This is a genomic window from uncultured Sanguibacteroides sp. (genome assembly GCF_900543425.1).
Taxonomy (GTDB): Bacteria; Bacteroidota; Bacteroidia; order Bacteroidales; family Marinifilaceae; genus Gabonibacter.
In genome coordinates, this window is the sequence record NZ_UQRQ01000003.1 from 47578 (window position 1) to 74218 (window position 26641).

General features: G+C 40.6%; 24 protein-coding genes and 1 tRNA gene. 14 read left to right on the top strand and 11 right to left on the bottom strand.

Annotated features, from left to right (window positions below; genetic code table 11):
- Positions 1-126 precede the first annotated feature (126 nt).
- From QZR76_RS02235 to QZR76_RS02255, 5 genes are all read right to left on the bottom strand, one after another.
- The gene (locus QZR76_RS02235; RefSeq protein ID WP_294139980.1) at positions 127-873 is read right to left on the bottom strand and encodes a DNA/RNA non-specific endonuclease; all 747 of its coding nucleotides are present in this window, start codon (positions 871-873) and stop codon (positions 127-129) included.
- Between the two features lies 1 nt (position 874).
- Entirely contained in the window at positions 875-2473 is a 1599-nt protein-coding gene (locus QZR76_RS02240; protein WP_294139981.1) for a S41 family peptidase, read from the bottom strand.
- A gap of 14 nt (positions 2474-2487) precedes the next feature.
- Positions 2488-2913 (bottom strand): dCMP deaminase family protein, encoded by a 426-nt coding sequence (locus QZR76_RS02245; protein ID WP_294139982.1) that lies wholly within the window; start codon positions 2911-2913, stop codon positions 2488-2490.
- Positions 2914-2917: 4 nt separating this feature from the next.
- Positions 2918-3892: a polyprenyl synthetase family protein gene (locus QZR76_RS02250; RefSeq protein ID WP_294139984.1), complete on the bottom strand. Its 975-nt coding sequence runs from the start codon at positions 3890-3892 to the stop codon at positions 2918-2920.
- A 203-nt stretch (positions 3893-4095) separates the two neighbouring features.
- Positions 4096-4167 (bottom strand) — tRNA-Arg (locus QZR76_RS02255).
- A gap of 352 nt (positions 4168-4519) precedes the next feature.
- On the opposite strand from QZR76_RS02255, the gene QZR76_RS02260 reads away from it, so the two are divergent.
- The 4 genes from QZR76_RS02260 (at position 4520) to QZR76_RS02275 (ending at position 9129) form a co-directional block, all read left to right on the top strand.
- Complete coding sequence (locus QZR76_RS02260; protein ID WP_294139986.1) at positions 4520-5740, top strand: PLP-dependent aminotransferase family protein; 1221 nt, start codon at positions 4520-4522, stop codon at positions 5738-5740.
- Between the two features lie 97 nt (positions 5741-5837).
- Positions 5838-6290, top strand: a complete 453-nt coding sequence (gene dtd / locus QZR76_RS02265; RefSeq protein WP_294139988.1) for a D-aminoacyl-tRNA deacylase — start codon at positions 5838-5840, stop codon at positions 6288-6290.
- A 90-nt stretch (positions 6291-6380) separates the two neighbouring features.
- Positions 6381-6710 carry a nucleotide pyrophosphohydrolase gene (locus QZR76_RS02270; protein WP_294139990.1) on the top strand — a complete coding sequence of 110 codons (330 nt, stop codon included), beginning with the start codon at positions 6381-6383 and terminating at the stop codon, positions 6708-6710.
- Positions 6711-6753: 43 nt separating this feature from the next.
- Positions 6754-9129 (top strand): MMPL family transporter, encoded by a 2376-nt coding sequence (locus QZR76_RS02275; RefSeq protein ID WP_294139992.1) that lies wholly within the window; start codon positions 6754-6756, stop codon positions 9127-9129.
- Positions 9130-9205: 76 nt separating this feature from the next.
- Here the strand turns inward: QZR76_RS02275 and deoC are convergent, their stop codons facing one another.
- The gene (deoC, locus tag QZR76_RS02280; protein WP_294139994.1) at positions 9206-10066 is read right to left on the bottom strand and encodes a deoxyribose-phosphate aldolase; all 861 of its coding nucleotides are present in this window, start codon (positions 10064-10066) and stop codon (positions 9206-9208) included.
- A gap of 228 nt (positions 10067-10294) precedes the next feature.
- On the opposite strand from deoC, the gene mutS reads away from it, so the two are divergent.
- Positions 10295-12910 carry a DNA mismatch repair protein MutS gene (gene mutS / locus QZR76_RS02285; RefSeq protein ID WP_294139996.1) on the top strand — a complete coding sequence of 872 codons (2616 nt, stop codon included), beginning with the start codon at positions 10295-10297 and terminating at the stop codon, positions 12908-12910.
- Positions 12911-13093: 183 nt separating this feature from the next.
- On the opposite strand, the gene QZR76_RS02290 is transcribed toward mutS, so the two are convergent.
- On the bottom strand, positions 13094-13897 hold the full coding sequence (locus QZR76_RS02290) for a peptidylprolyl isomerase (protein ID WP_294139998.1): 804 nt from the start codon (positions 13895-13897) through the stop codon (positions 13094-13096).
- A 111-nt stretch (positions 13898-14008) separates the two neighbouring features.
- On the opposite strand from QZR76_RS02290, the gene QZR76_RS02295 reads away from it, so the two are divergent.
- Positions 14009-14416 carry an SPOR domain-containing protein gene (locus QZR76_RS02295; protein WP_294140000.1) on the top strand — a complete coding sequence of 136 codons (408 nt, stop codon included), beginning with the start codon at positions 14009-14011 and terminating at the stop codon, positions 14414-14416.
- 9 nt (positions 14417-14425) lie between these two features.
- Entirely contained in the window at positions 14426-14887 is a 462-nt protein-coding gene (locus tag QZR76_RS02300; RefSeq protein WP_294140002.1) for an SPOR domain-containing protein, read from the top strand.
- On the opposite strand, the gene QZR76_RS02305 is transcribed toward QZR76_RS02300, so the two are convergent.
- The 4 genes from QZR76_RS02305 to hemW form a co-directional block, all read right to left on the bottom strand.
- Positions 14884-15483: a PAP2 family protein gene (locus QZR76_RS02305; RefSeq protein ID WP_294140004.1), complete on the bottom strand. Its 600-nt coding sequence runs from the start codon at positions 15481-15483 to the stop codon at positions 14884-14886. The genes QZR76_RS02300 and QZR76_RS02305 overlap by 4 nt on opposite strands.
- 19 nt (positions 15484-15502) lie before the next feature.
- On the bottom strand, positions 15503-16996 hold the full coding sequence (gene rpoN / locus QZR76_RS02310; RefSeq protein WP_294140006.1) for an RNA polymerase factor sigma-54: 1494 nt from the start codon (positions 16994-16996) through the stop codon (positions 15503-15505).
- Between the two features lie 61 nt (positions 16997-17057).
- A complete protein-coding gene (gene asnS, locus QZR76_RS02315; protein WP_294140008.1) occupies positions 17058-18503 on the bottom strand; it encodes an asparagine--tRNA ligase in 1446 nt (481 codons plus the stop codon).
- Positions 18504-18693: 190 nt separating this feature from the next.
- On the bottom strand, positions 18694-19824 hold the full coding sequence (gene hemW / locus QZR76_RS02320) for a radical SAM family heme chaperone HemW (protein WP_294140009.1): 1131 nt from the start codon (positions 19822-19824) through the stop codon (positions 18694-18696).
- A gap of 108 nt (positions 19825-19932) precedes the next feature.
- Between hemW and QZR76_RS02325 the strand changes: the two genes are divergently transcribed.
- From QZR76_RS02325 to QZR76_RS02355, 7 genes are all read left to right on the top strand, one after another.
- Positions 19933-22170, top strand: coding sequence for a TonB-dependent receptor (locus QZR76_RS02325; RefSeq protein WP_294140010.1), 2238 nt, complete (start codon positions 19933-19935; stop codon positions 22168-22170).
- Between the two features lies 1 nt (position 22171).
- Complete coding sequence (locus tag QZR76_RS02330; protein WP_294140012.1) at positions 22172-22963, top strand: DUF4249 family protein; 792 nt, start codon at positions 22172-22174, stop codon at positions 22961-22963.
- A gap of 259 nt (positions 22964-23222) precedes the next feature.
- Entirely contained in the window at positions 23223-23678 is a 456-nt protein-coding gene (gene rplM, locus QZR76_RS02335) for a 50S ribosomal protein L13 (protein WP_294140014.1), read from the top strand.
- A gap of 6 nt (positions 23679-23684) precedes the next feature.
- Positions 23685-24071 carry a 30S ribosomal protein S9 gene (gene rpsI / locus QZR76_RS02340; protein ID WP_294140017.1) on the top strand — a complete coding sequence of 129 codons (387 nt, stop codon included), beginning with the start codon at positions 23685-23687 and terminating at the stop codon, positions 24069-24071.
- Positions 24072-24164: 93 nt separating this feature from the next.
- The gene (gene rpsB, locus QZR76_RS02345) at positions 24165-24965 is read left to right on the top strand and encodes a 30S ribosomal protein S2 (RefSeq protein ID WP_294140019.1); all 801 of its coding nucleotides are present in this window, start codon (positions 24165-24167) and stop codon (positions 24963-24965) included.
- An 81-nt stretch (positions 24966-25046) separates the two neighbouring features.
- A complete protein-coding gene (gene tsf, locus QZR76_RS02350) occupies positions 25047-25865 on the top strand; it encodes a translation elongation factor Ts (protein WP_294140021.1) in 819 nt (272 codons plus the stop codon).
- Positions 25866-25918: 53 nt separating this feature from the next.
- Positions 25919-26596 carry an HAD family hydrolase gene (locus QZR76_RS02355; RefSeq protein ID WP_294140023.1) on the top strand — a complete coding sequence of 226 codons (678 nt, stop codon included), beginning with the start codon at positions 25919-25921 and terminating at the stop codon, positions 26594-26596.
- Positions 26597-26641: the final 45 nt, after the last annotated feature.

Consider the following 26641-nt stretch of genomic DNA (forward strand, 5'->3'; position numbering starts at 1 on the left):
TTCTCTTTCCTCTGCTTTTTTTCTTTCGGCCTTTTTTCCGGATAAAAAATTGTACAACAACAAAAAGAACAATCGTCACAATCACTAAAATAACCTGCTCGCGTTCTCCCGGTTTACTTCCTCTTTTTAAACCGGGAACCCATTCGGGATGAGCGGCCGTATCAGCCTCCAGTATCTTTTCGATCTCATCCGGTAATTGCGGAAAAAAACGATTCCCGTCAAAGTTTCTATCCGATCCACCGGCACGGCAAAATCTTTTAAGGGTCGATTACTTCCCGCATTGGGAAGCAAATAAGCAATCATCTGTTGAGAAGCAGGAGCATAAAATAGTTTATAGTAATATCCCGGAACCGTAACCTTATTTTTACCTATATGTCCTTTGTTTTCTTTAAAAACCGGACCGGTAACCACATAAAGTAATTCTTTCTTTCCCCGTTTTCGCAACAACTCCTCCAATTGTTTCCAGATTCCACGATTAAAAGCGGGAACCTGAGGAGACATGTTCGACATATAAAACGTTTCACTCATCGCTTTTCTATCAAAAGCCATATCGGCCGCCGGACACAAATGTCCCCGGTCGTAACCGCTATGTTTGTAGTCATCGGGAGTAGCCGAAAATAATCTCAATTCGGGGTCTACCCGGAAATCATTTTTACGGCTAACAATTTTATTTCCCCGGTTTTTGAGTTCGTAATACACCCAATCGGCCTGTTTGTGAACCGTATCAAACCCCAAGGAATAAAATGCGTATTTCACCTTTATTCCTGCGCCGGAAGGAATATATTTTTGGGAAAAAGAGATTTGACCCGTACCGATCAGAAATAGAAATAGGAGGCTTAACAGCCTCCCGTATCCTAATTTTATTAAGAACATATTATTCCTCTATTGCTTTTTGTATCGTTATATCTTTTTCGCCCAATATAGGATAGAAACCATCATCGTCGATCAGGTGACGGGCAATATAGGCTTCCAAACGAACCCGAAGGATTTCATACGAATCCTTTATTCCTTTCTTATCCTTTTTCAACCCCCGCTTTGCCGCATAATCAGCCATATCACCTACTAAATCAAATTGCTTCAAGTATTTCTGGATCGATTTATAATCTTTCAAATCCTTCATCTTGGCCCGGTGGCGATCCATAAAATCAAACGTATAATCATACAACAATTGATATTCCGTCAAGACAGCCAAATATCTCGAAGCGCCAGTCGTGTCCGCAGGCACAAAAATATCCGGCATCACACCTCCTCCTCCGTAAACCGTACGCCCGCCAACCGTCTGGAATTTCAGTTTTTCATCAAATATAATACTGTCTTTTTGAGAAAATTCGCCGTGCTTCAATCGGTTATATATATCATTATAATATTTCTCTTTCCCCTCATTATAAGGTTTTTGTATCGATCTACCGGAAGGAATATAATAACGGGCTACCGTCAAGCGAAGAGCGGAACCATCCGGTAACATCCGTTGTTCCTGCACCAATCCTTTTCCAAAAGAACGACGACCGACGATCGTTCCCCGATCATTGTCCTGAATTGCCCCCGCAAAAATCTCACTTGCGGATGCGCTAAATTCGTTAATCAGCACATTCAATTTCAAATCTTTGTAATTCCCTTTCCCGTTCGCGTTAAAATCACTACGAGGAGAAGCTTGTCCCTGAGTGTATAAAATCAACTGACCCTCTTTCAAAAACTCATTAATCATCTGGATTGCTATCGGGAGAACCCCTCCCTCGTTATCTCTCAAATCCACGATCACCTTCTTCATTCCTTTTTGACTCAGATTTGCCAACGCTCGCATAAACTCTCCGTAAGTATGCATACCGAATGTTCTCACTTTTACATAGCCCGTTGTATCATTCAGCATATAAGCCACATCTATACTTTTTACAGGGATACTCCCCCGCGTAACGTTTTTGGTCAACGGTTGAGATTCTCCTTTACGAAGAATCGTCAATTTGACATCCGTTCCCATCTCTCCGCGCAGCATACTCATGATCTTTTCCGACTTCATATTTTTCCCGGCAATAAGCGAATCGTCTACCCGTATGATACGATCTCCATCTTGTACTCCAGCCTTCTCCGAAGGCCCTCCCGGAACGACCTTCACTACCAGTACCGTATCCAAGTATTGGTAGAATTGTACTCCGATACCTCCGAAATTTCCTACAATACCTTCATTGGCCCGTTGCATATCCTTAGCCGGAATATAAACCGTATGAGGATCCAGATCTCGCAACAACATAGAAATGGCTTTTTCCACCAATTCATTCGTGTTAACCGTATCCACATATGAATGTTGGATCATATTGATAATCACGTCCATCTTACTACCGTTAACCGGCAGAAATATGTTAGAAGTAGCCGCATCATTCCCCTTTGTCGGTATAAAATGATTAATCATCATCCCAAACACAACCGCCAACGCCAATACAATCGGAGTTAAAACGGCCCTTAAATTTTCTCTATTCATTTTTATCTGTTTTATTACTCTATCTCTATCAATTCCACGTCAATATCGGCTTTCCGCAACAACTCCACACCATCCGCCGAACGATAATCTTCAGAATACACCACACGCTTAATTCCAGCCTGAATAATCAATTTAGCACACTCGATACAAGGGGATGCCGTCACGTAAAGCGTGGCCCCCAAACTACTATTATTCGACTTTGCGACTTTCGTAATAGCGTTTGCCTCTGCATGTAAGACATAAGGCTTTGTCCTGTTCATATCATCTTCACAGATGTTTTCAAATCCGGACGGAGTTCCGTTATATCCATCGGAAATAATAGCATTTCCTCTCACGATTAATGCCCCGACCTGACGGCGTACGCAATAAGAATTTTCCGCCCATATGCGGGCCATCCTCAAATAGCGTTCATCCAGTAATCTCTGTTTAGATTTTTCCATCGTATTATTTCTTACGGTCACACAACGCATCTATTTCCTCATAAAGCACCTGTTTGCGTTCTTCCGGAACTTCTATTTGCGCCAATATCTCCCGGCTTTTCTTCAAATACTTGTTAATAGCATCCAAAGTTACCTGTTTGATTCCTAATCGGTTATATATTTCCGTTATCGCTTTAATTTTTTCTTCCGGACAGAAGTCTTTCTTCTCGATCCAGTTTGTTAATTCCTTTTTAGTCGCTTCGTCGGCCAATTCAAAGGCCCGAATCAACATATAAGTCTTTTTATTGGAAACAATATCCCCTCCTATATTCTTTCCGAACTCCGAAACATCGCCGTAAACATCCAGATAATCATCCTGCAGTTGAAAAGCCAATCCCAGGAATCCGCCAAAATCATATAACGCTTTATATTCATGTTCGGGAGCTCCTGCTATCAAGGCTCCATGTCGCAAACTTCCCGCAATAAGAACAGAAGTTTTCAAATAAATCATATGAATGTACTCTTCCTCCGTCACATCATTCCTGGTCTCGAACTCCATGTCATACTGCTGTCCTTTGCAAACATCCATCGCAACCTGATTAAAACCGTCGATAGCCCGCCGCAAGTACGGATCTTCGCAATGCTCAATGTATTTATAGGCTGTAATCGCAGCAGCATCTCCACTCAAAATAGCCACATTGTTATTCCACTTTTTATGTACGGTTTGCCTCCCCCGTCTTAACTCCGCATCGTCCATCACATCATCATGCAACAACGTATAGTTATGAAAAATTTCTATACCAATGGCAGATTTCAGCACCCTTTCGATATCTTCCCGATATAAATTATAAGCCAACAAGGTCAAGATCGGTCTTAACCGTTTTCCACCGTCTTCCAAAATATACTTAATCGGTTCGAATAACGAATAAGGCTTTTCAATATACTCCTGTTTCGCCATTTCATTCTTTACAATTTCACGAAGTTCATCTATCGTATACATAATCCCAGATTTTACACATTTAATTCGGCTAAAGTATAAAAAAAACCATATATATTGGCAATTGACGACTAAAAGAATTGAGAGATTAAAGGATTAAAAGATTAGGTGATTAAGAGATTAAGTGATTGAGGGGCGTCATTAAAAATACTCTATCCTGCTAATTTACAACCTGCAATTTAAAATTCACCATCAATAAGAAGTTGTGATCCCACCAAGAATCGAACTTGGATTTAAAGTTTAGGAAACTTCCGTTCTATCCATTGAACTATGGGACCTTTACGGTTTGCAAAAGTAATTGAAAAAAATGGCAGTTCCAAATATTATTTAGACGGTAATATCGAAGAGAAAACTTTCTAAACTATTTCTTTTGTGAAACCGACAACGGAATATATCCTCTCTTTTTAATCTCCTATGTTTTCCGTCAAATCCTTAAAAACACGGCGTACGAGTCATTTATCCCGAACTCCGAAACCAAATTATTACCAAAAAAGACTTCAAACATAAAAAATGAAAGCGAGACTACCCGCATTAATAAAAATTTGATACAAAAAATTTTATTTCAAAAAGTTATTATTAACTTCGCAACACAAATAGCATTAAGCGTCTATTCATTTAATTAAGATAAACATGGTTAGCGATTACAAAGAAATTTTATCAGACAGCGCCAAAGGGATGAAGCGCTCTGCAATCAGAGAGTTATTGAAATTAACTCAGAAACCGGAAATCATTTCATTTGCCGGTGGTCTTCCCGCGAAAGAATCTTTCCCATTAGAACAATTGCAAGAAATTTGTGCCGAGGTAATTGCTACCGACGGAGCAGCAGCTTGTCAATACGGTTCTACCGAAGGAGTTCCCGAATTATTGGAGATCTTGGCCCAGCGTTACCGGAATCAAGGATTAAGTTATGTTACAAAAGAGAATATCACTATCATTACCTCTTCCCAACAAGGTTTGGATACTGTAGGTAAGATTTTCCTTAACCGGGGGGATAAATATATTTGCGAACTACCTTCTTATCTGGGAGCTCTTGGCGCTTTCAATTCCTATGGCGGTGTAGCTGTCGGAATCCCTCAGGACGAACAGGGAATGAATGCCGTTGAACTGGAAAAAACATTGGCCGACATGAAGGCTAAAGGCGAGAAACCTAAATTTATCTATCTGATCCCCGACTTCCAGAATCCTGCCGGAATGACCATGCCGGATGCCAGAAGAAAAGAGATCTTGTCCATCGCTAAAAAATACGAGATCTTAATTATTGAAGATAGTCCTTACCGGGAATTACGTTTTTCCGGGAAGCCGCAACACATGTTATACGAACTGGATAACGGCGAAGGTAATGTTATCACGTTAGGAACTTTCTCTAAAATATTTATGCCGGGATTCCGCATGGGATGGGTATTGGCACATCCGACGATCATCGACAATTTCGTAAAGGCAAAACAAAATACGGATCTTTGTACTTCTGCATTCTTACAGAAGATTACCGTGAAATTCTTCCAAAAGAACTATTTCGATGCCAACGTGAAAAAAATTGTCGAACTCTATCGCAGCAAGTTAAATGCAATGATAGGGGCATTCGAAAAATACATGCCGGAAGGCGTTAGCTGGACACATCCGGAAGGAGGACTTTTCCTGTTTTTAACCTTACCGGAGCAATACGATGCCGAAGATCTTTTCAAGATTGCAATCGAAAAGAACGTTGCATTCGTATTAGGTACCGTTTTCTTCTGTAACGGGAAAGGCAAAAATACCATGCGTATCAACTTCTCTTATATGAGTGAGGAACAAAATATAGAGGGAGTGAAAAGGTTGGCCGAAGCAATTAAAGAGTTGTATGCAAAAAAATAAAATGATACACGATATATTTAAAACTAAAAGTTGGGGGAAACTCCGACTTTTAGTTTTTATAATAGATCCCTTGTATGATTTTTAAATCTTATCCATTATGAAAGTAGTTATTCAACGAGTTTCTCATGCCAGCGTCACCATAAAGCAGCAACTCTTTTCTACCATAAACAAAGGAATGCTGATACTTGTCGGGATACAATCGGACGACACGAAAGAAGATATCGATTGGTTAGCCTCAAAAATCACCAACCTTCGCATCTTTGACGATGAGAACGGAATAATGAATAAATCCATTTCGGAAACCGGAGGAGAGATTTTAGCCGTGAGTCAATTCACTTTAATGGCCCGCACTAAAAAAGGGAATCGCCCTTCCTACATCGATGCGGCACCTCCATCCATCTCGATTCCTCTTTACGAACAATTTGTCTCCACACTGCAAAAAGAGTTACAAAAAGAGATAAAAACCGGTCAATTCGGGGCTGAAATGGAAGTAGAACTCCTCAATGACGGACCGGTAACCATCATCATTGACAGCAAGAACAAATTATAAAACAGCTGATCGATAAACAGGCCTTTAACGAATGAAAAATATAGCTCTTAAAAAGAAATAAAAGAGTAAAAGAACGACAAATTCTAAATTATGGACTTGACAGAATTACAAACAGCCGTCGATACATGGATCAAGACTTACGGGGTAAGGTATTTCGGAGAACTCACCAATATGGCTATCCTAACGGAAGAGGTCGGGGAATTGGCAAGGGTCATGGCCCGAAAATACGGAGACCAATCCTTCAAAGAGGGTGAAAAAGACAATTTAGCCGACGAAATGGCGGACGTACTTTGGGTGTTAGTATGTTTAGCCAATCAAACAGGGGTAGATTTAAACTCTGCCATAAGTAATAATTTTGCCAAAAAAACAGCAAGAGATGTGAATCGACATAAAAAAAATCCGAAACTGTTTAAAGATTAAACGCATTTATCCTACTTTTGCGACAATATATAAAGTGTGAAATATGTGGATTAAGATTGCCGGCATTCTTCTTAGAAACCGGGTAGCTTTTATTATTGGCGTTTCCATTATTACCATCTTTCTGGCCTCACAAATCAGAAAGGTAGAAATGTCGTATGAATATGCCAATCTTCTCCCGTCAACAGACAGTGCCTTCCTCGATTATATCGATTTCCATGAAAAATTCGGACAGGAAGGGAATGTTATGGTTTTCGCCATTCAGGACACCTCCTTTTATGAAGTAAATAAACTCAACGACTGGATACAAATGTGCGATAACTTAAAAGCTTTACAAGGAGTTATCGCCTTAGTAGACATCACCCACTCGTTCAATCTCTGTAAAGATACGGCTAACCGCAAATTCGATATTAGACCCATATTTCCACATCAAATCAAAAGCCAAGCGGAGGCCGATAGCCTGTCCCGAATTGTAGAGAATCTGCCTTTTTACGACGGAACGCTTTTCAACAAGCAAAAAGCAATCTACGGCATGATGGTTTCCGTTTCGGCCGAGGTAATGAACTCTCCGGCCCGCGTAGGATTGGTCAAGGAGGTCTTAAAAATCACGGAAGCTTTTTCAGCCAGACACGAGCTTAAAATGCATTATTCCGGTTTACCCTACATCCGGGTCGTAAACGCAGAAAATATTAAGGGAGAGATGTATATGTTCATTATCCTCTCTTTACTGATCTCAACTTTTATCCTTTACCTGTTTTTCCGTTCTTTCCGAATCATCGGATTTTGTTTATTAATCGTACTTATATGCGTTTGTTGGACGGTAGGAGTAATGGCTATGCTCGGAATAAAAATCACGCTTTTAACAGCCATGTTACCTCCTTTATTAATCGTGATCTGTATTCCCAATATGGTATTCATGATTAATAAATTTCACGCCGAATACGACCGCCACGGAAACAAAATCAAGGCTTTACAGAGAATGATCCAAAAGATCGGGAACGCCTCTTTCCTTAGTAATCTGACCACGGCTGCCGGCTTTGCCACATTTATCGTCACTTCCAGCCAGATACTTGTTGAGTTCGGTATCACCGCTTCCATCGGTATTAGCTTTGTCTATTTGATTTGTCTAATCATGATTCCCTGCGTATTCAGCTTTCTACCGGACCCTGACAGCAAACAGATCAAGCACTTACACAATAAATTTATAAACAAGACTTTAAATAAAGTCATTGAAATCATTATTAATCATAGAAATAATGTCTATATTATTGCTTCAATTGTAGTTGTTTTAGGTTTTATCGGTATCTCCCTGATGAAATCCACAGGATACATGGTGGACGATTTGAAAGAGACCGATCCGATTCGACAAGACCTCGCATTTTTCGAAGATAATTTTGACGGTTTAATGCCTTTAGAAATCACGATTGACTTCAAAAAACCGAATCAAGTTATGAAGTTATCCAACTTGGAGAAATTAGATTTATTAGCCAAAGAACTCTCCCAAGACGAGGATATTTCAAAGCCTATTTCCATCGTGGAAGTTATTAAATTCGCCAATCAGGCTTTTTACAACGGGAAATCGGCCTATTATAAACTACCGAGCAACCAAACGAAAAATTTCATTTTAAAATACGCCTCCCAATCCACGGGGAGTATCGGGGGAAAAGCAAATTCATTCGTTGACTCCACCCTGAGAAATGTCCGGATGAGTTACCGCATAAAGGACATCGGCACCCAAAAAATGCAGAAAAAAGAGAATAAATTATACGAGATCATCGAGAAATATTTCCCCGGGGACCGATATGTCGTAAAGGTAACCGGATCAAGTATTATTTTCTTTAAAGGAACACAATATTTAGTCACGAATCTATTTACCTCCCTGTTATTAGCCATTATCCTTATCGCCATTTTCATGGCATGGATGTTCCGGAGCAAACGCATGGTGATCGTTGCCCTTTTGCCCAACCTTATTCCACAAATCATCACGGCCGCCATTATGGGATATTGCGGCATCCCGATCAAGGCCTCGACGATATTAGTATTCAGTATTGCTTTTGGTATCTCGGTTGACGGAACGATCCATTACCTGGCCAAATACAGGCAAGAATTACAAGGAACAAACTGGAGTATTCGGTCGTCTGCCGTTCTGGCTTTGAAAGAGACGGGACAAAGTATGATCTATAATGCCATTATTCTTTTCTTCGGTTTCGGAATCTTCGCCTTGTCGGATTTCGGCGGAACTGTTGCTTTGGGAATCCTCGTTTCCATTACCTTATTGGCTGCCATGCTCTCCAACCTCATCATATTGCCCTCCCTTTTGCTGACATTAGATAAGCATACGACAAACAAGACCTTTAAAGAACCGGTTATTCAAATTTTTGATGAAGAGGATGAAAGAGAGAAGTTAGATAAATCTTCCTGATTTTTCATTCGCGAGTCATTTGCTTATTCTACGGCGAATTTTTTAATAAAAAAAACCGGCTTGTGCCGGTCTTCAATTATTTTTTCATCTCTTTCAGAATATCATCCATCAATTGGGATGTCCCGATTCGAAAATAACGGGGAGTTACCCATTCTTTTCCCAAAACATGATTGACAATAGTCAGGTAACGAATAGCATTTTGTACTTTAGAAACACCTCCGGCCACTTTTACCCCCACCATTTTACCCGTTTGAGCATGATACTGGCGAACGGCTTCACACATCACATAAACAGACTCGGGAGTGGCATTTACAGGCACCTTCCCCGTGGACGTTTTTACAAAGTCAGCTCCCGCGTATGCACTAATCAATGTAGCGTTAAATATGCTCTCTATATCTTTCAACTCACCGGTTTCCAATATCACCTTCAACAAAACACCCTTGCAAGTTTCCCGGATAGCAACAAGCTCCTCGTATACTCTTTCGTAATTCCTTTCCAGAATATCTCCCACGGAAAGGACTACATCCACTTCATCCGCTCCAGCCGCAATTGCCGCTTTACACTCTGCAATTTTTACTTCCATAAAAGATTGGGAAGAAGGGAAACAGGCCCCCACGACCGTCGTTTTAATGGATGTTCCACTCAACCCGCTTTTTACAATCGAAGCATATTTGGGGAACACGCATACCGAAGCTACATCAGGTAATGCATTCTTTTTGGTTTTTTTCAGTAACTCCGCAACAAATTCCGTTACGGACTTTTCCGTATCGGTCACTTTCAATGTCGTATAATCCATACAGGTTATACATAGCTCGAAGTTCTCCATACAGTAGGCCTGAGCTATCTCTTTCTCGATAACTCCATCCAGCTCAAATTCTATCCGATCTTCTAAATTTGAAAAATTATAAGTAGCTAATATTCCCGATATATTTTCCATAAAATTCAATATTATTTCCCTTACAAAGCGACTGAAAATACCTATACGTAATTTCCCCGTGCCAGGTTTATTCTTCTCTAATTTTTACTAACAAACTTCTGCTTGTTTATTTTCAGTTCGACAAAATTACATAATACTTCCGAGATTTTTAAACAAATATCATGCAAAATATTTATTTTTGGGATGCGTAAACACTCACACAATCTATCAATTTATAATCAAAACCAAATGGCAACAAAATCAGAAATACAAACACCTTTGATGCAACAATACTATGCAGCTAAGGCTCAATATCCTGATGCTCTACTTCTCTATAGAATGGGAGATTTTTATGAAACATTCGGAGAAGATGCCATCACCACCTCAAAGATTTTAGGGATTACCCTCACGAAGCGATCTCATGGCTCCCCGGGAGACGTAGAATTGGCGGGTTTCCCCTATCATGCCATAGACACTTACCTTCCTAAATTAGTTCGTGCCGGTCAGAGAGTTGCAATCTGCGAACAACTGGAAGACCCGAAAAAAACCAACAAACTGGTTAAACGGGGAGTCATCGAACTGGTAACTCCGGGTGTTTCGTATAACGAGAATACCATTGACAATAAAAATAACGTATTTCTGGCCTCCGTCTATTTTACCAAAAACAAAGCAGGGATTTCGCTGCTGGATCTTTCCACGGGCGAATTTTTAACGACAGAGGGAACCCCTTCCACGGTAGACAAACTATTGAATAGCTTTCAACCGAAAGAAGTCTTATATCCTAAAGGCTCTGAAGCTTTATTCCATGAACTCTTCGGAAATAAATACTATACTTACCCGGTAGAAGCTTGGTTTTTCGAACCGGGATCTTCTGAAGACCGACTGAAAAAACATTTCGACGTCTCTTCCCTGAAAGGTTTTGGAATCGATAAGCTGGAATGCGGAATTGCCGCTTCCGGGGCGATTCTCTACTACCTGGATATGACCAAACACGAGCTGGTAGGCCATATTACCTCTATCGGACGAATCGACGAATCCACCTGTGTACTGTTAGACCGTTTCACGCTACGCAATCTGGAGATCCTGGAGTCGCTTCACGAAGGAGGCTGTTCGTTGGCCGATATCATCGACAGAACAATTACTCCCATGGGAAGCCGAATGCTTCGCCGTTGGATTTGTATGCCATTGAAATCTCCGGTAGAAATCAACGAACGGTTGGATATCGTAGAAAGCTTCATCCAACATGAAACCGAACGGCTCGAGTTGGAACAATTGTTACGGATCATCGGAGATTTGGAACGGTTAGCTTCTAAAATTGCCGTATGCCGGATCTCCCCGAGAGAAATGGTGCAATTGAAAGTTGCCCTGCAAACGTTGATTCCGTTAAAAAAACATTGCCAAAACATCAACAATCCGAAACTGACGCAATGGATAGAGCAATTAGACGAGTGCGAAGCTCTTCACCAAAGGATAGCACAACAAATACAGGAAGAGGCCCCCGCTCAACTGAACAAGGGAAATGTCATTGCCCCCGGGGTTAACACGGAGTTGGACGAGTTAAGAGAAATCTCTTCTCATGGAAAAGAACTTCTGCTTCAAATGCAACAACGCGAAATAGAAAAAACAGGTATCCCTTCATTAAAAATAGGTTTTAATAATGTATACGGCTATTATATCGAGGTGACTAAAACTCACAACAGTAAAGCCCCCGATACCTGGATCAGAAAACAAACATTAGTTAATGCAGAACGCTATATCACTCCTGAATTAAAGGAGTATGAAGAAAAGATTTTAGGAGCAGAAGATCGTATCCAGGAGTTGGAAAGTAGTATTTATAACGAATTGCTACTCGTTGCCTCTTCTTATATCAAAGCCATACAAATTAATGCTCATATCATTTCCCGAATCGATGCTTTAATTTCGTTTTCCAATGTATCCATCGCAAACCAATACCATCGTCCCGAAATCAACGACTCTTATTCCATCGACATAAAAGCAGGACGCCATCCGGTCATTGAAAAGCAACTTCCCCCCGGAGAAAGCTATATCCACAACGACCTGTTTCTGGATAATGAAAAACAACAAATCATCATTATCACGGGGCCTAATATGGCCGGGAAATCGGCTTTGTTACGTCAAACGGCACTCATCGTGATTATGGCACAAGCCGGCTGTTTCGTTCCGGCAGCTTCCGCAACAATCGGGTATATCGATAAAGTATTTACAAGAGTCGGAGCTTCCGATAACATCTCCCTGGGAGAATCCACTTTCATGGTAGAAATGAATGAAGCAGCCAATATATTAAACAACATATCCGATCGAAGCCTTGTACTATTCGACGAATTAGGAAGAGGGACCTCAACTTATGACGGAATCTCCATTGCCTGGGCCATCGTGGAATTTTTACACGAGCATGTCAAATACCGGACAAAGACCCTGTTCGCCACCCATTATCACGAATTAAATGAAATGGAACATTCATTCCCGAAAATCAAGAACTACAATGTTTCGGTAAAAGAAGTAAATAACAAAATCGTCTTTTTGCGTAAACTGATCAAAGGAGGTTCAAATCACTCTTTCGGAATTCAGGTAGCTAAAATGGCAGGCTTACCACAATCCGTCGTATTGCGGGCTTCTGAGATCTTAAAACAATTGGAGAATGATAAAAACAAAAGCGGAACCCTACAAAAGAACGTAAGCCAGATTGCCAATGAGAGAGAAGGTGTTCAGCTCAGTTTTTTCCAGCTGGAAGACCCCGTTCTTCTTCAGATTCGAGACGAAATCGCCGGACTGGATATCAACAGCCTGACTCCTCTTGAAGCATTGAATAAATTAAATGAGATCAAGAAGATTACCGGGATATAAAACTATTGAAAATTAAAATATTAGAGAATTAGTGGATCCCAATTTACAATTGAGGGGGGATAAACTCTCCGGGGATAATAATGTTCCGTTTTTATCCCTTCTCTCTTCAATCTTAAATTAGTTTAACACCCTAAATTCCCAATCACAGAATCAATTCATCTCTTAATCGTCAATTGAAAACGGTCATTTGACAATTTCCATATGCAGGATTACGACGTTTTCCAGAGGACGATCATTCGTATCGGTCTTTACGGCAGCTATTTTATCCATAACATCCAAGCCTTCGACGACTTCCCCGAATACGGTATATTGACCGTCCAAATGAGGGGTCCCGCCTATCGTAGTATATATTTCCTTCTGTTCAGGCGTTAATACCAACTCTTCTTGAACAAAAAGACTGTCGCAGGCATGAGATATCTCTTCCGTCAACCGATCCATCCCCTCCTGATCTTCGGCCTTTTGCAAGCGGGCATATTCGGTTTCATAACCTGATTTGATACGGTTATATAAAGCGATCTTTCTACGTTCATTAATCCGCTTCACGGTGTTATCCAGCTTTTCCGGTGAATAAACGACTCCTTGGACTATATAGAAATGTGAACCGCTGGACTTTCGCAGAGGATTTACCTCATCTCCTTCCCGAGCTGCAGCAAGTACGCCTTTTTTATGAAAATACCGAGGTTGAAACTCCGCATCAATCGTATACCCGTTATCGCCTTCTCCTAATAAAGCTCCCGATACCGCTCTCTTCGAATCAGGATCCCCAGCCTGTATCATAAAATTTTGAATGACGCGATGGAACAAAACGCTATCGTAAAATTGTTCTTTCACTAATTTCAAAAAATTATCCCGATGTTTAGGTGTTTCGTTATATAGCTTAACTTTCATATCTCCCAGTGTTGTGGATATTTTCACTACCTGTTCTTTCTGATTACTACAGGAGATACTGCCACAAAACAAGAGTATTATTAAAAAACATTTATTCATAAACCTGATTTTTAAATTAAAACGAATAATTTCATCGACAAAAATAGAGGAATTTGTTTTATTTACAATATTTTTGTACTCATCTTGGCTAACATATAAAAATAGACGATTATGAAAACTGTTTTAATTTTTACAACCGCTTTAATATTTGTTCTCTTATCGGCTTGTAAAGAAAAACAAACTCCGAAAAAAGAGACATCGGTACAAGTTGTTAAAACGGAAAACACGACCCCGCCTAAGGTAGAGGTAGAAAAACCGAAAGATGTAAAACCGGTAGTAAAAGAAAAAAAACACTATTTCCTGGTTGCCGGATGTTTTGAATATAAAAGTAACGCTGACAAACTGTGTCAAAGCCTCCAAAAAGAAGGTTTCTCCGATGCAGAAGTATTAAACTATTTTGAGAATCTCTATTTAGTTACCTATGAGGGATACGCTCAAAAAACAGATGCTCTTGTAGCTTTAAAGAATATACAAAAGGAGGCCAGTAAGCAAAAAACCTGGTTATACCACGTAAAATAATAAAGAAGAATGATAAAAATCTTATTATTTCTGGCAATACTCTTCCTTTTCAGTCATTGCCAGCATAATAAATTAGACCCTAAAGAATTGACAACGGCAAGTGTCATCAGAGATTTGTCTGCCGTTTTGAAAGACAGTATAGCTACGCGGAAAGAGGATACGACTGCCATACGAAAAGAGGATAGCGTCAATCCCTTACAAACGGAAATCCCGTCTCGGACAGATCGAATTATCACTTCTCCCACGGAAAATTATTACATTATCATAGCCAGTTATCCGGAACAATCATCAGCCGAAAAGAGATTGAATCGTTTAGTAGAACAAGGATACACAGAGTCCCGGATTATCACCAAAAATAATCGTTTCCGCGTGAGTGTCGCTCATTATAAGGATAAAGAAGAGGCCATTCGTCAGACAAATGATTGGAAAAAACGCCTTAACCGGGACGATCTCTGGGTAATTCGGTATTAATAAAGTGCGACTACGATAAAGACAGCTCCGTATAAAAATCCCAGGTAGACTTGGGCTGGAGTATGACATTTCAAATACAGCCTGCAACTTCCGAGAATCCCTGATAATAGAATCAGAAAGGATAGTGTATTCAATACATCCCCGAAATATTTGGTTCCCAAAATAAAAACGAAACCGCATAAAGCCCCTATCGCCATCATATGGATACTCATTTTCCAACAGATCGTGACAAACAAGAAGCCGGACAATAAAATAATGATAAGCAGATAAAACTGACGTACGATATGGACATAGGGTAACTCCCGAAGCAAATAAACAACGATAAAGAAACAGACAATCGTTATCAGAATCGGAAAAATACGCTCCTGTTTTTCCCACATGGCATAACTATCGATTAATCGCAAATATTTTAATAAGGGCAAACAAGCCAAAGGGATAAGAATGGGGCCTGTAATCGTCAGTAAATAAACCATGTATTGAGTCTGCGAAGGGATAAAGGAAAAAATAGTACCCGAATGAAAGATAATAAATAAGGCATACAAAGGAATCACCACAGGATGAACCAATAAGGACATAAGATAAGCAACATTTTTCATAATCAAACACTTCGTTAAATTATACTTCCCGTCTTAAACGAGCTACCGGAATATCCAATAATTGCCTGTATTTCGCAACCGTACGTCTGGCTATCTGATATCCTTTCTTATTCATTAATTCAACCAATTCATCATCCGTAAACGGTTTACGTTTGTTTTCCTGGTCGACAATCTCCTTCAATACATTTTTAATCTCTCCGGTACTTACCTCTTCTCCGCTACTGGTAGGCATACTCCCTGAAAAGAATTGTTTCAACGAGTATATTCCGAACCACGTTTGTACATACTTCGAATTGGAAACCCTGGAAATCGTCGAAACATCTAACCCTGTAATATCCGCGATGTCCCGCAAAATCATGGGTTTCAAACGACTTTCATCACCGGTCAAAAAGAATTGCTTCTGAAACTGGACAATAGCAGTCATGGTCAACATCAGGGTATTGTTACGCTGCTCTACGGCATCGATAAACGAACGAGCGGAATTCAACTTATATTTCACAAAAGAAACCACATCCTTTTTTTCTTTTGAAGTAGCACTTTTCTGATATTTCTCCAACAGATTCAGGTAAGACTTATTCAATCTCAACTCCGGAACATCTCCTGAATTAAGACTTAACTGCAATTCTCCATCTACAATATCCAAATTAAAATCCGGAATAATTTTTTCGGAACCGGAATTAACCGAATCCGAAACTTGTCCTCCCGGTTTGGGATTTAACTTCAATATCTCATCGATAGCCTCTCTCAACTCTTTATCCGAAAGCCGCATACGCTTGGTTATCTTCTCGTAATGCTTCTTGGAGAACTCTTCGAAGAAGTTTTCCAGAATCATCTGTGCATGACGTAAAGAAGGTGTCGGATTCCCTGCCAAACGACGTTTTATTTGTAACAATAAACACTCCCGCAAATCCCTTGCTCCCACTCCTGCCGGTTCAAATTCCTGCACAATATGCAATAAACGCAACACTTTCTCCTCATCTATCTCTATGCCGGCACCAAAGGCCAGATCATCCACGATATTTTCGATATCCCGCCGTAAATAACCGTCCTCATCCATATTACCGATGATGTATTCTGCGATCTTACGATCCATCTCGCTCAATGGCTTTACCCCCAATTGAGCGATTAAGTTCTCCCGAAAAGAGATACCTCCGGACAAAACAAAATCCCTCCCGTCGTCGTCTTTGGAAACATTTGAAGCCGACAGTTTATAATCAGGTATATCATCATCGTCAGTCAGGTAATCATCTAAAGAAAACTCATCTTCAACCGTATTATGGTCTTCCTCCTCTTCCGAGGTATGATCGTACTCTTCCTCTTCACCCTCTTCCCGATAATCCTCCTCATGATCCTGTTGCTCTTCTTCTCCCAGATCCAGCAAGGGATTCGATTCCAATTCCTCCTTTATTCTTTGTTCTAATTGATAGGTAGGAAGCTCCAGCAGTTTTATCAACTGAATCTGCAACGGATTTATTTTCAATCCTAATTTTTGTTGTAAACTCTGCTTTAGCATCTTTCTTAATCGTGATTTATAATGAAAGAGATTCAATCGTTATTTGAATCTCTTCCTATAATTAAAATTCTGCATTTTTCGGCGTCCGCGGGAAGGGTATCACGTCGCGAATATTCCCCATTCCGGTCACAAACAGTAATAGACGTTCGAATCCCAAACCAAAACCGCTATGAACAGCAGACCCGAAACGGCGGGTATCCAAATACCAACTCATACTTTCCACGGGAATCTCCACCTCTTTCATTCTTTTCACCAATTTATCATAATCTTCTTCCCGTTGAGATCCGCCAATGATCTCTCCGATTTGCGGAAAGAGCACATCCATTGCCGCCACGGTTTTGCCATCCGGATTCTGCTTCATATAAAAAGCCTTTATCTCCTTCGGATAGCCGGTCAGAATAACCGGACGTTTGAAGTGTTTTTCAACCAAATAACGTTCGTGTTCGCTTTGCAAATCCACACCCCAACCTGTTATCGGATACTGGAATTTACCATTCTTGTTTTGCTTGCTATTTTTCAATATATCGATGGCTTCCGTGTAAGTAACCCGTTCGAAATCATGATTCAGTACGAATTGCAATTTTTCAATCAGCTCCATAGAACGGTCTTCTGCTTTTTTATCTTTTTCTTCGTCTTGAAGACGCTTACTCAAGAATTGAAGATCATCCATACAATGTTCCAAAGCATAACGAATCAAATATTTCAAGAAATCTTCTGCCAGATCCATGTTATCTTTCAGGTCATAGAAAGCGGCTTCCGGCTCAACCATCCAAAATTCAGCCAAATGGCGGGTTGTATTGGAGTTTTCAGCCCGGAATGTCGGTCCGAACGTGTATATTTTTCCCAAAGCCATAGCCCCCAATTCTCCCTCCAACTGTCCGCTCACGGTTAAATTTGTCGATTTCCCGAAAAAATCCTGCTTAAAATCGACTTCTCCCTCCTCGGTCAAAGGCGGATTTTTCGGATCAAGTGTCGTTACCCGGAACATCTCACCGGCACCTTCGCAATCCGATGCGGTAATCAAAGGGGTATGTAAATAATAAAAACCGTTGTCATTAAAATACTGATGTATCGCGAAAGCCATTGCATGACGAATGCGAAAAACAGCACCGAAAATATTAGTCCGGAAGCGTAAATGGGCAACCTCGCGCAAAAATTCCAACGAATGCTTCTTGGGCTGAATCGGGAATTTATCCGGATCCGCTTCTCCTAAAACAACAATTTCTTTTGCCTGTATCTCGTGAGATTGACCGCTTCCGCTACTTTCCACCAGCATACCCTTTACATGAACGGCAGCTCCCGTGGTCACTTTTTTCATTAACTCCTCCGGGAAGTTATTCATTTCCACGACGATCTGTATATTATTTATCGTAGAGCCATCATTCAAGGCAATAAAATTAACTTGCTTATTACCGCGTTTGGTTCTGACCCAACCACTTACCTCAACCTCTTTGTCACAATCCTTAGACTGTAACAGCTCTTTGATTAACCTTTTTTTTGTGTCCATCATTTTACATTTACACCATTATCATTTTATATACACCGTGTTCTACCTAAAACACGGATGGGCAAAAATAATAAATTAAGTATCAATTCACAAATAGAAGCCTCATAGATTCATGTCCTAAAAAAGTTCTGTTCTAAAACCCTTTATAAGCTCTGAAAATTCACTTTAACGAAAGGAATCTTTTCCGATTTCAAACAAATAGTTCACTAAAAATTCCGTCAGAAACCAACCATCCCCGGGGAGACAATCGAATCGTATCATTCTCAACCTCTAAAAGTCCGTTTTCCATCCAAACAGGCAACTTATGCTTCACCTTGCTCCAATAAACGGCATACTCCCGTTCAAGTTGCTTTACATCCAGCCCCCACATTGTACGCAGATGCGTCATTATCCATTCGTTATACTTATCCCTATCGCTTAGTTCTTCCCGTTCGAAACATAGCCGATTTTCCCGCAGAGCATCCATGTACTTTTTCAAATGAGCTACATTCCATTGCCTGGATACCCCGTCGTAAGAATGGGCCGCAGCTCCCAAGCCAAGATAGGGACGTTGCATCCAATAAGAAGTATTATGTTTTGAATACTTACGCTCTTTGGCAAAGTTAGATATTTCATAATGCTCGAAACCGATATGTTTCAAGTAATCGGAAACTAATAGGTATTGTTCCGCCAGGAGGTCGTCATCTAACGGAATAAACTTTCCCTGGGTCATCAAACGCTCGAAAACGGTATTCGAATCGATACTCAGCAGATAAACCGAAACATGGGACACCGGCAATTTTTCAAGTATTTTCAAGTGATGCTCCACATTTGAAGAGGTGCTCCCGGGGAGGCCGATAATCAAATCAATTCCGATATTTTCAAATCCGGAATCAGCAGCCCGGCATACCGCCTCTTCTGCCTGACGAGCCGAGTGAGTCCGATTAATTTGCTTCAGTACTCTATCGTCGAATGACTGCACACCGATACTCAGACGATTAAAATCCATCTCTTTCCAAAACCTCAATTTTTCAACCGTGACATCTTCGGGATTCACCTCCAATGTACGCTCGGAGTCGGGAGAAAATTCCCAACCGGACTCTATTTCCCTTACTATTATTTCCAATTCTTCTACCTCCAGATAAGAGGGAGTACCCCCTCCGAAGTAAAGCGTATCAGTCTGTCGAGACGGTAAATACTCCCTCCTCAGTTCAACCTCCCGGCACAAAGCCCGAATATATCCTTCTTTCAGTTGCAGAGAAGCCACGGAGTAAAAACCACAATAAAAACACTTACTCCGGCAAAAAGGTATATGCACGTATATTCCCATGAATGAAACCATTATTGCCGACAAATTTAACAACAATTATTGCGTATCTCTCACATTGAATTATGAATTGTTTGCTACATTTGTAAAATTCTGGGGGATGTGTAAGTTAAAATTATAATCATGTTCAAGTTTATCACCTTCTTATTTTTATTAAGCCCTATCTATCTTCAGGCACAAACCATAATTCTGGGAAGAGTGGTGTCCAATTCGGGAGAAGCCGTCCGTGGGGTAAATATCTATTACGTGGAAGGAAAAACAGGAACGACGACAGACTCAACCGGACATTTCCGACTGGAATGCGAACTGCCATGTACCCTCGAATTATCGCATGTGAATTACCAAAAAGAGACCTATAAACTTCTAAACAACCGTACTTCCTTCGTGATTGTCTTACGAAATAAACACAACAATTTAAAAGAGGTCATCGTGACCGGCTTTCCGGCCAGCGGTAAAATTTTCGCCTCATCGAACAACATAGAACGAATCCCGGCCATCCTCGGAGAACAAGACATCCTGAAATACCTGGCAACCTTACCGGGTATCATTACTACCAACGCCTTAAATTCAGGGATATACGTCCGGGGAGGCAACAGCAACGAAAACGGATTTCTAATTAATGATATGCCTATTGCCAATCCGGATCACCTGACCGGCATCCTTTCCACTTTCGACCCTTACATCATCAACAACTCGACCCTGTATAAAAGCGGGTTTCCGGCCCGATACAACAGCTTCCTCTCGTCTTATATCAACATGAGGCCGGAACAAGGAAACAAACAAAATTACGAAGGAGAAATCACGTTAGGATTAGTCTCTTCATCTATAAAGGCTCAGGGACCGATTATAAAAAACAAGACCTCTTTCGCCGTATCTCTCAGGACATCCTATCTTGAGCACATTGCTAACGTATATAATCAAACCATTAAAGACCAACAAGAGCCCAACTATATGCCGGAATATGGTTTCAGCGATGCAACCGTCAGTCTGGATTCCAGGATTTCCGACAAATGGCGAATGAATGCATTCGGATTGTTCACCATTGATAATTTAAAAATGAAGCTAAGCGACCATATCCAATACAAATTCAATTGGCATACTTTATCCGGTATCGTAAACACAACTTATGCCCCATCCTCCGACCGACTTTGGAGTTTGCAGGTCGGAATGAATACAGCTTACAGCAAAGGGGATGCAACCGGCAGCATCCCGATGGGAGGAGGTAATCAACATTACTCCTTTCTTTCGAAGCTCTCCTATTCCCGTTCCTTTTCAGAACGGGTACAATTCAATGCCGGAAGTAAATTCGAGTATTCCCGCTTTGAAACGGCAAACAAAATGGATGATTACCACAACGTATTAATTAAAAGTTCGGATAAATCATTTAATCTATATGAGTTATATACAGATATAAACTACCAGATAAACTCTTACTTTAGCATGAACGGAGGGGTTAATTATCAATTTTACCAAGGGGCGACCCGTCAACATACAATCTCTCCCCGTTTCAAAATCAGCTATACCCAAGGAGGTTTTACCCTTTGGATGGATTATGCCAAGACCGCTCAATATTTGAGTCTTTACCCCTATTTTACGGTGAAGACCCCCATCGACATCTGGTATCCGCTGGAAAAAGACTCGAAACCGGCGATCTGCCATCAATATTCCATCGGAATAAATCAGGCCATTAGTCAAATTTTCTCCATCTACGCCGGAGTCTTTTATAAAGACATGCGCCACGTAAAAGATTTCGCTTCCGATATAAAAACGGAATACACGGCATTAACGGACAATCAGATCGAAGGGAAAGGGCACGCGAAAGGATTCGAAATAGATTTCACCTTGAGTAACAGAGCCTTTTATGCTCACGCCAACTACACCTTATCGGAATCCAAAAGGCAATTTAAGGAGATCAATAACGGCAGATCTTTTTACCCTCCTTACGATGTTAAACACAATATCATTATCAACTTCTCCTACAACCTCTCGCCGCGCATCACATTGAATGCGCTCTGGTCTTTCTCCTCTGGTGTTTACACCACTTTCCCCGTCGGAGCGGTTATCGCACATAATATTACGGATATTCTGGATCATCCTGTTCTTATCCCGGTCTATACAGATCGTTATAATTATAAACTCCCGAACAATCATCGATTAGACGCGGATATTAATTACAAGTTCAATTTCCGGAGTCTCTTTTTCAAACTGACATTAGGTGCCTATAATATATACAATCAGTCCAATCCCTCATTTATTTATTTCAGACCGGAACGTACGGGACAGACGGGGACAAAATTTGTACCCAAATCCAAGGTAATGTTGCCGTTTATTCCGTATATTTCGCTACGTTTAAGATGGTAACATGATGAAAAAAAGTATACTGTTAGGAATTTTATTCTCCGTTTACGCTTGTATCCCGGAAGAAGACCTCCCCATAAAAAATATGGGAAGTGTTTCCGGCTACTTTATCGAGTGTTATTGTAAACCGGAAGAAGCCTTCTCTTTAAGTGCTATTCCCGTTTTACCCATATCGGGCAATCTGGCTCCGGATTTTTCGATAGAATTCGATGTCTCCATACAGGCAAACGAGCTGATCAAAATGGAACACGTTATATTCACTCTCCCGGGCTCTGATTTCATTTACAATTACGGGAGTGAAAAAAGACTGGCGCCCGGTAACGACACCCTTTATTTAAAAATAATAACACCCGAAAAAAATCAGATAACAGCTCAAACAGCCGTCCCGGAACCGATCAAAATAAATTCATATCAAATTAAAGATAACGTTGCCAGCATCCGTTTTTTTACTTCGGAAGACCCGACACAAAATTACTATATCTATACGCTTCAACTTTCTGCCAACGATTCGATATTCAGAAAAGAGGTTTCCTACCTGAATCTCAGTCATTACAAATCGGCTTCCACCATAAAACGTCGTATCGTCTGTTCACAAATCGCGGATGCGGATGTAGCCTTTATCAGTTTGATGCGCATCACGAAAGATTGTTACAACTATCAGATATCCTTAAATGAAGCCAATAGTGCGAATCAGGGAAGTATCACTACTCCGGTTCCCTTAGAGGGAAATATCAAGGGTGCTCTGGGGATCTTCACCTGTTACACGGAAGACACTCAAAGTGTCGTCCTCAAATAAACAAACACTTCATATTCAAACTTTTTACCGCAAACTTTTTGAATACCGGAAATTTTATGTAATTTTGCCCCTCATTTTGGAGTGGTCTATTCAAAAAGAATGCAGGAGTGAACCTTAGCCATTTACCTTGCATCACAGATCCGAGGATGAAAACGTTCAACAGTCGCCCGACTAACCTCGTTTGTTTTCACCGAAAGGAGATGCTACAATAAACCACAAAGAAAAGACAAACAGAAGTATAATTTTAATTAAAAAAGAAGTGGATCAGATTAGTTACAAAACAGTTTCCGTCAATAAAGCCACCGCAAAAAAAGAGTGGGTTTTAATTGACGCGGAAAATGAGGTTTTGGGACGTCTTGCTTCAAAAGTTGCGAAACTTTTAAGAGGCAAGTATAAACCCAGCTACACACCTCACGTGGATTGCGGAGACAACGTAATCATTATCAACGTAGAAAAAGTACAGTTAACCGGTAAAAAAATGACCGACAAACAGTACATCAGACACACCCAGTACCCCGGTGGACAACGAATTTCAACGCCGCAACAGTTGCTGGCAAAACACCCGGAAAGAATCATCGAGCACGCCGTTAAAGGAATGCTTCCGAAAAGTCGCCTTGGCAGAGCTGTTATGAAAAACCTTTACTTGTACGCCGGTACGGAACACAAGCAAGAGGCTCAACAGCCGAAAGTAATTGATTTAAACTCACTTAAATAACAAGGTATGGAAGTAATTAACGCAATCGGTAGAAGAAAAACAGCGGTAGCACGTGTTTATCTCAGCGAAGGAAAAGGCAATATTACGATCAACAAAAGAAATTTGGAAGAGTATTTTACCTTGCCGACCCTTCAATATATCGTAAAACAACCGCTTGAATTGTTAGGAGTAACCGGACAATATGATATCAAAGTAAATCTTGATGGAGGTGGCTTTAACGGTCAGGCAGAAGCATTACGTTTAGGAATTGCCAGAGCATTGGTGAAAATCAATGCAGAAGACAAATCAAAATTAAGAGCAGCAGGATTCATGACCAGAGATCCGCGCGAAGTGGAGCGTAAGAAACCAGGTCGTCCGGGTGCTCGTAAGAGATTCCAGTTCTCTAAACGTTAATGGAGGTTTAGTATCTAAATTGGCGGGACTTCTAACGCGAACTACCCGGCAATTGATTCAATTTAAGAATGTAAACTTTATAAAAAAACAAAAATGTCAAATACAAATTTCGACGAATTATTAAATGCAGGTTGTCACTTCGGACACCTTACCCGTAAATGGAATCCCAAAATGGCTCCGTATATTTTTATGGAGCGTAATGATATCCACATCATCGACCTGAACAAAACAGCTATTATGTTGGATAAAGCAAGTGCCGCTTTAAGACAAATCGCTAAATCAGGTAGAAAAATTCTGTTTGTAGCAACAAAAAAACAGGCTAAGGACATTGTTGCTGAAAAAATTTCTAATATCAACATGCCGTATGTAACGGAAAGATGGCCGGGTGGAATGTTAACCAACTTCCCGACAATCCGGAAAGCCGTGAAAAAAATGACGACCATTGACAAAATGGAAAAAGACGGAACTTTCGATCATCTTTCAAAACGGGAAAAACTCCAGATCTCTCGTCAAAGAGCTAAATTAGAGAAGAACCTGGGTAGTATCGCTGATCTTACCCGTCTTCCGGCAGCCCTTTTTGTTGTTGATGTTATGAAAGAATACATCGCCGTTAAAGAGGCAAATACTCTCGGAATTCCGGTATTTGCGATGGTTGACACGAATTCAAATCCGGACGGAATCGACTTCGTAATACCTTGTAATGACGATGCTTCGACTTCTATCTCATTGATCATTGACAAAGTTGCTTCTGCCATTAAAGAAGGATTAACCGAAAGAAAAGTAGAGCGGGAAAAAGAAGGCGGAGATAAAAAAGCGGTGGTAGAAAAAGCAGAGAAAGTAGAAGATCAGGAGGAAGTAGAGGTAGAAGAATCAGCTTCTGAAGAAGAAAATTAATTTACGATCTTACAGACTTACGATTAATATCGTAAGTCTGCCTCTGTAAATGTTCATTTACAAATTAAAAAAAGGAGACAAATGGAAATAAAAGCAGCAGACGTAATGAAGTTGCGTAAAGCAACAAACGCCGGAATGATGGACTGTAAACACGCTCTTCAGGAAGCTGAAGGTGATTTTGACAAAGCAGTAGACATCATCCGTAAAAAAGGTCTGGTTATTGCCAGCAAACGTGCTGACAGAGATGCTAAAGAAGGATGTGTATTAGCTAAAACCAACGGAAAAAAAGCCGTGATTGTTTCACTAAATTGTGAAACGGACTTTGTGGCTAAGAATGAAGGTTTCATCGCTTTTACAACCCGTATTCTGGAAGCAGCTCTTGCTAATATGCCGGAAAATCTGGAAGCCCTGTTAAACATCCCATTAGACGGAAGAACGATTGCAGAACAGATTGCCGAGCAAACAGGTGTTATCGGAGAAAAGTTAGAGCTGAGCTATTACGGAAAATTAGAAGCCGAAGCTTCCGTCGTATATATTCACCCGGGAAACAAATTGGCTACGGTAGTAGGCTTCAACAAAGAGGCCGACATGCAAGCGATGAGAAACATCGCCATGCAGGTAGCGGCAATGGCCCCTGTCGCATTGGATAAAGAAGATATTCCTCAGAGCGTGATCGATCACGAAGTGGAAATCGGTCGCGAGAAAGCTCGGGAAGAAGGAAAACCAGAAGCTATGTTGGATAAAATCGCACAAGGACGTCTGAACAAATTCTTCCAGGAATCAACTCTATTAAATCAAGTTTACGAACAGGACGGAAAAATGTCCGTGAGAGAATACTTGAAGAGTATCGACAAAGATTTAACTGCAACCGGATTTTTACGTTTCACACTGAACGCTTAATCTCAGGTCAGATTAATCCATATAAAAACAGGCTGCATAGGCCTGTTTTTTTCATGAAAAACGCCGTGTCACAGAAAAATTACACTTACATATTATTAGATTTAGACGGAACCGTCACGGATTCCATGCCAGGCATCACCAGATCCGTACAATATGCTTTATCCTGTTTCGATATTCAGGTAACGGATATCAACACCCTACAAAAATTTGTAGGCCCACCCCTGAAAGAATCCTTCATGGAATACTATCACTTCAGCGAAAAGATGGCCATGAAGGCTATTGAGGCTTACAGAAAACGATTTGAAAAAATCGGGATATATGAAAATAGCGTATATCCGAGCATAGAATCTTTACTGAAGGAGTTAAACAAAGCAAAAAAGAAAGTGATGTTAGCCACTTCCAAGCCGGAAATCTATGCCCGGCAAATACTGGATTACTTTCATCTTACCCCCTATTTTACATTTATCGGAGGAAGTAGTCTCGACGGCTCCATCTCTCAAAAAGATCAGGTCATCCACCTTGTTCTGGAAAGAAATAAGATAAACGACAAAAATAAAGCCGTTATGGTGGGAGACCGAAAACACGATATAGAAGGAGCAAAAAAAACGGGACTTGACTCCGTGGGAGTTCTATACGGATACGGAGACCGGCAAGAACTGAGTCTGGCCGGAGCTAACTATATCGTACAGGATATCAAAGAACTTTCTTATTTACTGTTAAACGAAAGATAAATCATTCCAAGAGAAAAACATCCTCTCTTTGTATCTGAAAGGAAT